Annotated in this window: 6 protein-coding genes; 5 read left to right on the forward strand and 1 reads right to left on the reverse strand. The window is 33.6% G+C overall.

Annotated elements, in window-relative coordinates; translation table 11 throughout:
• Nucleotides 1-39: 39 nt before the first annotated feature.
• Together gldJ and murF are read left to right on the forward strand one after the other, a co-directional pair.
• Nucleotides 40-1,725, forward strand: coding sequence for a gliding motility lipoprotein GldJ (gldJ, locus tag GR162_RS02675; protein ID WP_008466671.1), 1,686 nt, complete (start codon nucleotides 40-42; stop codon nucleotides 1,723-1,725).
• A gap of 116 nt (nucleotides 1,726-1,841) precedes the next feature.
• A complete protein-coding gene (gene murF / locus GR162_RS02680; RefSeq protein ID WP_160780884.1) occupies nucleotides 1,842-3,125 on the forward strand; it encodes a UDP-N-acetylmuramoyl-tripeptide--D-alanyl-D-alanine ligase in 1,284 nt (427 codons plus the stop codon).
• A 37-nt stretch (nucleotides 3,126-3,162) separates the two neighbouring features.
• Here the strand turns inward: murF and GR162_RS02685 are convergent, their stop codons facing one another.
• Nucleotides 3,163-6,042, reverse strand: a complete 2,880-nt coding sequence (locus GR162_RS02685; RefSeq protein ID WP_160780885.1) for a triple tyrosine motif-containing protein — start codon at nucleotides 6,040-6,042, stop codon at nucleotides 3,163-3,165.
• Between the two features lie 345 nt (nucleotides 6,043-6,387).
• Between GR162_RS02685 and GR162_RS02690 the strand changes: the two genes are divergently transcribed.
• Genes GR162_RS02690 through GR162_RS02700 form a run of 3 tightly spaced genes read left to right on the forward strand, consistent with a single transcriptional unit; the run spans nucleotide 6,388 to nucleotide 12,151 of the window.
• Entirely contained in the window at nucleotides 6,388-9,612 is a 3,225-nt protein-coding gene (locus tag GR162_RS02690; RefSeq protein ID WP_160780886.1) for a TonB-dependent receptor, read from the forward strand.
• Nucleotides 9,613-9,628: 16 nt separating this feature from the next.
• Nucleotides 9,629-11,335, forward strand: coding sequence for a RagB/SusD family nutrient uptake outer membrane protein (locus GR162_RS02695; RefSeq protein ID WP_160780887.1), 1,707 nt, complete (start codon nucleotides 9,629-9,631; stop codon nucleotides 11,333-11,335).
• A 27-nt stretch (nucleotides 11,336-11,362) separates the two neighbouring features.
• Nucleotides 11,363-12,151 carry a hypothetical protein gene (locus GR162_RS02700; protein WP_160780888.1) on the forward strand — a complete coding sequence of 263 codons (789 nt, stop codon included), beginning with the start codon at nucleotides 11,363-11,365 and terminating at the stop codon, nucleotides 12,149-12,151.
• Nucleotides 12,152-12,515 lie beyond the last annotated feature (364 nt).

Genomic DNA, 12,515 nt, shown 5'->3' on the forward strand with positions numbered 1-12,515 from the left:
TTATATTGCAGCACCTAAATTTATCACCTAAGAATGAGTATGAAAGTAAACAAAATTGTAGTCTTGCAGTTAATGATGTCAATGGTATTGATGTTGGGCACGGCTAGTTGTAGCAAAAAATCGAGTTCCACTCACGCTTCTAGAGCTACTGGCTGGGATGTAGATAGTCAGAATGGAACTGCTGCCAGAAATGCAGGTAAAAAACAACAGGCTGGTCCTGGTTTAGTTTTTGTTGAAGGAGGTACGTTTACTATGGGTAAAGTACAGGATGATGTTATGCACGATTGGAATAACACACCAACTCAACAACACGTTCAATCATTCTATATGGATGAAACTGAAGTTACGAACGGTATGTACTTAGAATACCTAGAGTGGTTAAAGAAAGTTTTCCCGCCAACAGAAGAAAATTACAAAAACATTTACGAAGGAGCATCTCCTGATACATTAGTTTGGAGAAATCGTTTAGGATACAACGAAACGATGACTAACAACTATTTAAGACACCCATCTTATGCTAACTATCCTGTAGTTGGTGTGAACTGGATTCAAGCAGTTGAATTTAGTAAATGGAGAACAGACCGTGTTAACGAGGCTGTTTTAGAGAAAAACGGATATCTTAAAAAAGGCGCTAAAACAAATGATGTTAATGCTGAAAATGCATTTAATACAGAAGGATACTTAATGTCTCCAAGTACATCACGTGGTGCAAGCGAAGAAATCGTTTTAAAGAAAAATCCAACTGGAAGAAGACCTAAAGCTGGTAAAGACGGTGTTGTGCCAGAAGAGAAAAATGTTTACGCACAACGTTCATCTGGAATTATTTTACCAGAATATAGACTTCCTACAGAAGCTGAGTGGGAATATGCAGCTGCAGCTGACGTTGGACAAAGAGAATACAATATCTACAAAGGACAAAAGAAATATCCTTGGTCTGGAGATTACACACGTTCTAACAAACGTAAAAACAGAGGTGACCAATTGGCTAACTTTAAACAAGGAAACGGTGATTACGGTGGAATTGCAGGTTGGTCAGATGACGGAGCAGATATCACAAATGCTGTGAAAAGTTATGCGCCAAACGATTTCGGTCTATACGATATGGCAGGAAACGTTGCAGAATGGGTAGCTGACGTTTACAGACCTATCATTGATAACGAAGCAAATGATTTCAACTACTATAGAGGTAACCAATATGCTAAAAACAAAATTGGTAAAGATGGTAAAATTGAAATTGTTACAACATCTACAATTAAATATGACACTTTAAGTAACGGTAAAGTTATTGCAAGAAACCTTCCAGGAGAAATTGCTCAAGTACCAGTTGACGAACAAGAAACTTATTTAAGACAAAATTTTAGCCAAAGCGATAACATCAACTACAGAGATGGTGATAAGCAATCTTCTAGATTTTTCGATTTTGGTGATTCAGAGTCTGGGCCAAAAGCAGATCAGGCAATGTACAACTCTCCTAAACACAATGTTACAACAGACAGTTTAGGAAAAATGATTAGAAAATATGATAACTCTAGTAAACGTACAACTTTAATCGATGATAAAGTAAGAGTTTACAAAGGAGGATCTTGGAGAGATAGAGCTTACTGGTTAGATCCAGCTCAAAGAAGATATTTCCCTCAAGATATGGCAACTGACTATATTGGTTTCAGATGTGCAATGTCTAGAGTAGGTTCAAAATCTGAAAAAAGAAAATCTCCTAGAAACTAAGATTTAGGAATTCAAATACTAAAAATTCCAAATTCCAAAAGCTGAATATTCAGTCTGGAATTTGGAATTTTTTTATTGTTTTTTTCTACTTTTATGACTTATTAAAAAATATATAAATGAATATTCAAGACATTCATAACTTGTTTTTACAATGCAGTTCCCTGTCTATTGATACAAGAAAAATCGAAAAGAATTCAATGTTCTTTGCCATTAAAGGAGAGAATTTTGATGCGAATACATTTGCTAAAGAAGCATTAGATTTAGGTGCTTTATTTGTTGTTATTGATAATGCATCTTATTTTATCGACGATAGAACGATTTTGGTAGAAAACAGCCTGAAAATGCTTCAAGAATTGGCAAAATTTCACAGGACTTATTTGGCTCTACCAATTGTTGCCTTAACGGGCAGCAACGGAAAAACAACTACAAAAGAATTAATCAATGTTGTACTGTCAAAAAAGTTTAAAACAAAAGCGACTGTAGGCAATTTAAACAATCATATAGGCGTCCCATTAACTTTGCTTTCTTTTACCAAAGAAACAGAAATTGGGATTGTAGAAATGGGAGCCAATCACCAAAAAGAAATCGAATTTCTATGCCAGATTGCACAACCAGATTTTGGCTACATAACCAATTTCGGAAAAGCGCATTTGGAAGGTTTTGGAGGAGTTGAAGGGGTGATTGCTGGTAAAAGTGAAATGTATCAATATCTTGCAGCGTACCAGAAAACTGTTTTTGTAAATCTTGAAGATCCTATTCAGATTGAGAAATCAGGAGGAATAAAATCATTTACTTTCGGGGTAAAAAAGGAAAATGCTAATCTAAATATTCAAAATATTGCTGCTAATCCTTTTGTAGCTATTGACTATAATGATTTTTCTGTAGAATCACATTTGATTGGACTTTATAATGCAAATAATATTAATGCGGCTGCAGCAATTGGAAAATACTTTGATGTAAAAGAGAGCGATATAAAGAGCGCTATTGAAAATTATATCCCTGCCAACAATAGATCTCAAATGATGAAAAAAGGATCAAATGAGATCATTTTAGATGCATATAATGCCAATCCGAGCAGTATGGCTGTTGCCATTGCTAATTTCTTACAGTTAGACAAGAAAAATAAGATTATGATTCTTGGAGATATGTTTGAATTGGGAGACGAAAGCCTTTATGAGCATAAGGTTATTGTTGATTCTTTGGCAGATCAAAAACAGACACAATGCTTCTTAATAGGAAAATCATTTTTTGCCAATAAGATTTCAAATGAAAATATTCAGTTTTTTGAGACATTTGATTCCTTTGCAGAATTTCTAAAAACCTTCAAATTTGATTCCAATATGATATTGATAAAAGGTTCGCGAGGTATGGCCTTAGAGCGAACTTTAGATTATATTTAAAAAAAAGAAAACCATTCAAACTGAATGGTTTTCTTTTTTATATACTCATTAAAAATCCAATTAGGTTTTCTTTTTTGTTTAATCCTAATTTCTTTCTTAGGCGGTAGCGGGCTAACTCAACACCACCTGTCGAAATGTTCATAATTTCTGCTATTTCTTTGGTTGACATATTCATTAACAAATAAGTTGATAAATCCAATTCTCTAGGAGAAATAGTAGGGTATTGGCTTTTTAAACGCTTTAAAAACTCGAAATGCACATTTTTAATGTGTTTTTCTAAGTCTTTCCAGCTCTTGTCTGTATTTACTTCTTTTACAATGCTTTTATGCAGTTTGCTGAATTCGGCCTTAGTGGTTTCATCTAGAATCCCAGTATCAATATCTTTTAGTTTATGAATGATTCCATTTAAAACTTTATTCTTTTTTACAACTTGTAGAGAATTGTTTACTAGTTCTTTATCCTTTGCTAAAATTTTGATTTGGAGCTTGTCGTTTTTCAGTTTTTCAATTTCTTTTTCCAAATCATGCTGTTCGTGTCTTATTTTCGCTTCCTTTTCAAGATACAATCTTCTTTGTTCTATAGTTTCATAATACCTGTTTTTTCTAATCTTCAGTTTGATTCGGATTGAGATTAAATAAGCGCCAAGCAAAATGAGTACCAAGTAAAATAAATAAGCCAAAAAATGTCTGTACCAAGGAGGCGATACCGTAAATTCGACTTCGGTAATATTCGATTCTATGCCATAACTATTTCTGGCCCTTAGTTTCATTACATAATTGCCTTCCCTTAAATTCGTGTACTCTTTGATAGCTGTAGACGACCAGCCGCGCCAATTCTCTTCAAAGGGCTCCAATTTATAAGAATACATTACATTTTCCTGATTTTCGTACGTTGGAGATGCAAAAGTAAATTTGACACGATTGTATTTGTAAGGTATGCTGTATGATTCTAATTTATTTGTTAGATTTCCAGTTAAAATCGTATCTCCAGGGTTGGTAAAGCTTTCAATAAAAGCTTTCGGCTTTGTCATGAACGTGTTTGGAATAGTTGAATTATAATGCGCCAAACGATCTGTCAAACCGATGAAAATGTTTTGTGGATCTATTGCATTAACCGAAATGTAATTATTCACCAAATTCCCAGTCAGGTTGGAGAATATGGCTTGTTTTTTGGTAAAAGTTCCATTCTTATTTTTGACTAATACACCAAGAGATTCATTAAACGCGTACCAAAGGTTTCCTGCTGAATCCTCTATTAGGGTGTTGATAGTAGGTATTCCGTCAAATAATTTCGTTATTTTTTTATCTTCAAAAAACGTTTCTTGTTCGACAGAATATCTATAAAAATGATTTTTTACTTGGAAATATACCTTACCGTTAATGTTTTGGAGACTGTTTATTCCTTTAAATTTTTCTGAAATATTAACATGCTTTTTTATGAAATCAAATCTTTTTAAATCTTCGGATAACTTTACTTGATATAAAAACGGATTTTTTTTCAGCCATAAATAATTTGCGTCAATTTCTACAGAAAAATTATTGGTCGTTTCATCAAACCCTTTTACTTGATGAAGATAATCATATCCAGTACTTGATCTTTTAAAAACAGAGAATCCATTATAGCTTTCTCCGATAATATAATTTTCGTGATCTGGTATTTTTTTAAATCCGAAATAACCTTTATTGTCTAGTATTTTTGAAACTCTATTGTTTTCAATAATTAATGCTCCACTATTACTGGCGCATACTAAAACATTATTTAAGACTTGAATATTCCAAACTTGAGAAATGGTTCCTTCAACTCTTGAGAATGGACTGTCTTTAAATGAAGCTCCCCAAGGATGGTAAAATAACCCTTGATTGGTGGCTACATAAAGGTTTCCGTTATGCGTTGTTGAGGCGTATACCGTACCGATGTTATAACTGTAATCAAAATAAGAAAAAGGCGAATTTTCATTTATAAAGGTAATACCATTATCAAGCCCAAGCCAGATATTGCTCTTTTTGTCAACAAAAGAGGCGAGAATCGTATTGTTCTGAATTCCCTTTTGACGATTTAAATGCTGGATTATTTTTCCGTTTAAATCACAGATTATCGCTCCGTCCAATACAGAATTAAGAATTATAAATTTGTTTTTGATGATTGATCCGCCAAGAGAAGTGTTTTTCTTGACAAACTCGTTGGCTTCTGTTGCCCACGGTTTAATTATGCCATTTTCAGATATGAATAGCCCTTTTTCTAAAGTAGCGTATAATAATCTGTTGTTTGGCAATTGAAAAAGAGACCATATTTCCTTATCATTAAAGACAGTTGTGCCTTTTATTGCGGTAAGTTTTCTGTTTTTGTATTCAAGCACGCCCAACGTTTTATCTTGAAAATACAAACGGTTGTTTACCAAAAAAGAAAATTGAAACTTGTGAGGGGCGGTTAGAGTGGTAACTTTTTCATTTTTTAGAAAAAATACTTTACTAAAGGACTGAAAAATAACTTCTCCATTAAAAATATGAATTCTCCAAATGAGATTAATATTTTCTTTATCTATCGGGCTTAATAAATTATATAGAGAATGATATTTTAAGATTCCCTTTTCATCATTTTTAAAATATCCGAATTCGTTATTTCCTCCAACAAATATTCTTCCCAAAGCATCAATCTTCAAGCTTCTGATCTCAGATTTGTTGGGTAAAGAGTATTTATGCCAGTTTGAGCCGTCAAATTGGATAAGCCCGCTGTTATTTGCGAAATAAATATTACCATTTTTATCTTGGTCAATACTCCAGTTTTGAGTTCCACCTTTGTACTCTGATCTTTTATAATTTTTTATATCAGGAATTCCGATATTTTTTACCTGAGAAAAACTTTTCGTTTGTAAGAAAAATAACAAAAACAATGCGAAAGATCTAACTACGGATTTCATAAAATTTTAAATATATTTTTATTATAAATGCTTTATTTTGATTTTAAATTGTTGATTTATCAATCAGAATAAATCATATTTTTTAAATTATTTTTAATTTATAACGTAACAGTTGCTGTTAAACTAATGTAATATACGTTTTTTTTAATTAACATTTTTGTAACATTTTTTTTTCATAATTAAACATTTGTAAATTAATTAATTATATAATAAATGTTGTGTTTTTGTAGTGTGTTAAAATTTAATTTGAAGTGTTTTTGTAAAGAAATTTAATCTAATACTTATTAAAATTTAACAGTATAATTGCATCAAATTACTAATTAATTAACCAAAATTTTTAGAAAAATGAAATTAACAAAATTATTTATTTTTTGTGTTTCGTCTTTGCTGTTTTCTGTTGTCGCATTTGCTCAGGATGTGACGATAAATGGAATCATTAATGACGATAGTGGATTACCCGTCCCAGGTGCGACGGTTTTAGTAAAGGGAACCAATAAAGCAACTGCATCTGACTTTGATGGGAAATTTCAGATTAGTGCTCCCTCTAATGGAACTTTGACAATTAGTTTCGTTGGTTTTAAGACACTAAATGAGGCTGTTAATGGAAGGACAAAGATTAATGTGCTTCTTACAGCAACATCTCAAAACCTGAACGAGGTTGTTGTAGTAGGTTATGGTACTCAGAAAAAAGGTCTGATTACTGGTGCTTCAACAAATCTTAAAGGAGAAACGATTAAGGAGCTAAATACAGGATCTGCGATGGAAGCACTTCAAGGTATAGCTCCCGGTATCAGTATTACAAGAACAAATGGCTCGCCTGGTGCTGGTACTAAAGTGACTATCCGTGGATTGGGTACAAATGGAAATTCAAATCCTTTGTATATCGTTGATGGTATTTCTGTTGGTAATATTGATTATTTGAGCCCTTCAGATATAGAATCTATTGATGTGCTAAAAGATGCGGCTTCAGCAGCTATCTACGGATCTAGAGCAGCTAACGGTGTTGTATTAGTGACAACGGTAAAAGGAAAAAAAGGAAGAGCGGCGAGAATTAGCTACGATAGTTACTATGGTATCCAGAATATTTATAAAAATTTAGATCCTTTGAATGCGCAAGAGTACATGTATATTATGGATGAAGGAAGGGTAAATGACGGAATGCCTCGTCAAGATTGGAAAACTGTTTTAAGTAATAATTCTTGGTTAAGGACTCAATACCCTGGTGCTGATACCCAATTGGGTAATGACGTTTGGCAAATGTTGCAAAACGGATGGACAGGAACAAACTGGATTAATGAAATGAGTAAAAAAGACGCTCCTATTATGAATCATTCTCTTAATATTACTGGTGGTAGTGAAGACATAACTTATGCATTTGGAGTTTCTTATTTTGATCAAGACGGTATTATAGGAGGAAATCTTGTAGATGCTGGTTTTAAAAGGCTGACTGCTAGATTAAATACTCAAATGGTCTTAAAAAAGAATGAAAGCCACAGCATTATTACAATAGGAGAAAATGTTACTTATACTAATTCTGAGAACAGAGGAGTTTCTAATGGTAATATCTATGGTAATGATTTGCATAATGCATTAACTGCAAATCCTTTGCAACCAGCTTATTGGCAGACTTCTATTGATAGAAATATTGACAAATTCGGATTTACTCCAACTTTAGAAGGAATTTCTACTGGGCAAACAAATCCTTTAGCAGTGATGTATTACAGAAGTAATTATAATTATCCAAAAGATAATAGAATTACTGGGAATGCATTTTTAGAAATCGAACCGATTAAGGATCTGAAATTTAAAACAGTTTATGGAATTGATTCATGGTTTGGGTATGGTAGATCTATGAGCCCATCATATGGGTTGGGGGTACTTTATTCAAAGTTAAACAATGGAGCATCTCAATATTCGTACATTGGAGCAAACTCAACTTGGACAAATACGGTTTCATATAAAAAGCAATTTGGAAATCATAATATATCTGCTGTTGCAGGAACTGAGTTAATTCAATATTTGGTGAATAACAATGTTAGTGGTTCACGAAACAATTTAACATTTGGAGAAGATCCAAAATATGCGTACTTAAACAATACAGCTCCAAAAACAATTAATGATCTTTCAACTAATGGAATGGATACTTCAGCTGGAGGGGGTGGTATTATGTCGTATTTTGCTAGAGCACAATATGATTATAAAGAAAAATACCTTCTTTCAGCTACAATACGTGCCGATGGCTCTTCTAACTTCGCTGAAGGAAAAAGATGGGGATATTTTCCTTCTTTTTCTGCAGGTTGGGTAATTACAAAAGAAGATTTTATGGAAAGCTCTTCTAAGTGGCTAAATTCATTAAAATTAAGAGGAAGCTGGGGGCAAAACGGTAACCAAGATATTCCTAATTTTTATTATTCTTCAAATATCGCTTATGTTTTTCCAGGATACTTCTTCGGAGATACAAAGCCAGTTTCAGGAACAACGGCTTACCCAGCTAGAGTTACGAACCCTAATTTAACTTGGGAGACATCAGAGCAATTAGATTTTGGTCTTGACGCGAGTATGTTCGATTCAAGATTGAACGTAACTCTTGATTGGTATAATAAAACAACTAAAGACTGGCTGGTTTTAGCAGCAGGAAGAGGAACGGATGGAGCAGCGCCAGCGTATATTAATGGAGGAGATATCGAAAACAAAGGTTTTGAGTTTTCTGTAAATTGGAGTGATAAAGTTGGAGGCTTTAAATATGGAGCTACTGTAAGTGGGGCTTTCAATAAAAACAAAGTTACTAAAATTGCAAATGCTGACGGAATATTACATGGTCCTTCTAACGTATTATCGCAAGGAACTGGGGAGATTTCAAGAGGACAAGTAGGACTGCCATTAGGGTATTTCTATGGTTTTAAGACTGCGGGCATTTTACAGAATCAAAAAGAAGTTGACGAATACGTAGGTCCAAATGGACAGCCTTACTTTAGCGATCAACGTCCTGGAGATGTTCGTTTTGTTGACCAAAATAATGATGGTGTTATTGATGAAAAAGACAAAGGTTACTTAGGAAATCCAAATCCTGATTTTGAATTGGGGATTCAATTAAATTTTGAATATAAAAATGTTTATGTGAATACTACTATGGCTGGTAAATTTGGTATGCAGGTTATGCAGTCATACAGATCTTTTGCAGATAGTCCTGCTCAGAATTATACTTCTGATGTTTTTGATCGTTGGCATGGAGAAGGCACATCTACTAAAATGCCTAGATTAAGTTCAACTTCAAATAGAAATACACAGTTTTTATCGGATATCTACATGCAAAATGCAGATTATTTAAGAATAAATAACTTAACGGTAGGTTATAACTTCAATGAAATATTAAAAGATTTCAAGTTTATCACTAATCTTAAATTTTATGTTGCAGTAAACAACCTATATACATTTACTAAATATGATGGTATGGATCCAGAAGTTCGTTGGTCAGGAGATAACACAAATGCTCCATGGGCTTCAGGAATTGATTTAGGTTTGTATCCACAAGCTAGAACGGTGATGTTTGGTATAAGTGCTGATTTTTAATATAAATACAATTACAATGAAAAAAATAAAATATTTAGTAGCAATTTCGGCTGTATTTATGGTAACAAGCTGTGATGATTATCTTGACACTGATAATTTAACAGAAAAGAGTTTAGAGAATTTTTATAAGACACCTCAAGATATTGAAGAAGCAACTGCTGGAGTTTACAACGCTATTTATACCAATAATGTGCATAGTGAAGAGCAGATTGCGGCTAACCTGATGGATAATATGATGCTAGGAGGAGGTGGTCCTGATGATAAAACTGCTAAATGGGTTGATAATTTTGAAGACCCTGTAGATGATACCTATTTAGATTTGTGGGTTCAATCGTATAGAGGTATAGCTCGAACAAATGCAATTATAGAAAAAACACCTGCAGCAGACTTTAAGACTTATTTTAATACTCCTGCCGAGGCTGAGCAATTTAAGCAACAAGCAATTGGTGAAGCTTATTTCATGAGAGCGTTTTTCTACTTCAGATTGGCTAAATTTTTTGGTGGAGTTCCATTAATAACAAGTATTGATGGGAAAAAAGACGGGCCAAGAAATACTTATACTGAAACATTTGCACAGATTGCGTCAGATTTAAAAAAGGCAATCGAAACAATGCCGGCAACTCCTTTTCCCAATATTCCAACATCTAGATATGGTCATGCTAATAAATGGGTTGCAGAAGCTTATATAGCACGTGTGTTTTTATTTTATACAGGTTATATGACTAATATTGAGAAGCAAACTACTGAGGAATTGCCTTTGGCAGAAGGAGGATCTTTAAATGCAACACAAGTAGCAAGTTATTTAACCGACTGTATGACTAATAGTGGTCACGCTCTTGTTTCTGATTTTAGAAATCTTTGGCCTTATTCTTATGTTAATAAAGCTTCTGGAAACAATGTTTTACCATGGGCTGCAGCAGAAGGTCTGTCATGGGTAGGACAAGACGGTGCTAGTCCAACATTTGGGACTGGAAATTATGAGACAATGTTTGTTCAGCGTTTCTCTTTTGGAGATTGGTCTTGGACAAATGGTAATATTTATACTAATAGATTATGTCTGTTTTCTGCATTACGTGGTAACTCATTAGTTCCTTTTGGAGAAGGATGGGGTTGGTGTACAGTAAATCCAAGTTTATATAGTAATTGGGAAGAACGTGACGTAAGAAAAAGAGGTTCTATACTTGAAGTTGGTAAAGCAGACCAAGGAACAGCTGGTTATGCACCTGACAAAGGAGATCATGAAACAGGATATTTTAATAAAAAATATATTTCTCTACAATATCCTAATGCGACAGGATCTACGGTCGGAATGTTTGTTCAATTGTATAACTGGTCTAATACCGATATGCAATTAATGCATGCTCAGGATTTTATCTATATGCGTTATGCCGATGTATTATTAATGCATTCTGAGATTACTAAAACAGCAGGAGGCTTAAATGCTGTTAGAGCGAGAGCAAAATTAGATCCAGTTGGTTATTCTCTTGATAATATTAAAGCAGAACGTTTGCATGAATTTGCTTTCGAAGGATTGCACTGGTTTGATTTAATTCGCTGGGGAGATGTTAATGACGCATATAACAGCGTTATTCCAGTTAGAAACTCAGGAACTGCCGCAAATTACAGCGTAAAATATAGACCAGAGACTAAAGGTTTGGTTTCTATGCCTGAAACAGAACTTAGACTATCAAATGGAGTCTATACGCAAAATCCAGGGTGGTAAAATTTAACAATCTTAATATAGATAAATATGAAAATAAATAAAATATTATATCTCCTTTTGGCTCTTTTTACGTTGACTTTTTCAGCATGCGATCCAATAGTTGATGAACAGCATTTAACGAATTCTACTGATGTTGCCGGAGTTAAATTAGTAGCTACTCAAAGTACGCCAGGAGGAAATAAGATCACGCTTAATATGACAAGTCCAGGTATTACAGGATATTGGGATTATGGCTTAGATAAAGCACTAACAAATGAAGTAACATTCGTTTATCCTATTCCAGGGAAAGCCACATTTACTTATGTAGGTACTCTAGGCGCTGAGTTTTTTACTAAAACTATTGACGTTCAGATTGATAAGTTGGATACTCCTTTGGATCAGGATTGGTATGATTTAGTTGGAACTAATACAGCTGCTGGCAAAACTTGGGTTTTTGATGGCACGCAAGGATCGGGTAAACTTTGGTGGTTTATGTCTCCAAATGGAAGTGCTGAAAGTGCTATGACCTTCTGGTGGAATGCTGGAGATTGCTGCCCTCCAAGTGATGCATTAGGAAAAATGCATTTTGATTTAAATGGAGCGGCCAATTATAATCATTATGAAACAGCAAGCGCTACGCCAACAAAAGGAAACTTTAAACTAGATATTAAAAATAAACAATTGACTATCATAAATTCAAAAATGTTAGGTTATGCAGCTGGAAATGCTGATGGAGTATATACTATCGTTACACTTGAAGAAGATAAAATGATTCTTTATTTAAGTAATAGTGAAACATATGGAACAGGCTGGACATTTGTTTTCAAACCCGAATAATAATATTTTGTGTTAGTTATTTCGAAAAAGGAAGACTAAAAGATTCCTTTTTCGAATTTCAAACAATTTATGCTTCGTTACATGATATGCGAGCATATTTTAAGATTTAAACTATGGTTAGTTTAAGTTAAGTTTATTGCCTGGGTAGCCCATAATTTCGATTATGGGCTATTTTTTTTGTTCTAGTTGGAATTGTTAAATAACTGTGAAATATGCCTGTAAAGAAGGAATGTAAAGAAGGAATGTAAAGAAGGAATGTAAAGAAGGAATGTAAAGAAGGAATGTAAAGAGGTAAAATCTTTTCTCTAATTCAATTTCTGCACTGTATTCTGATACAATTCTATATTCTTTTCGTGTAGAGCAA

This window comes from Flavobacterium sp. HBTb2-11-1, from assembly GCF_009826975.1.
Classification (GTDB): Bacteria; Bacteroidota; Bacteroidia; order Flavobacteriales; family Flavobacteriaceae; genus Flavobacterium.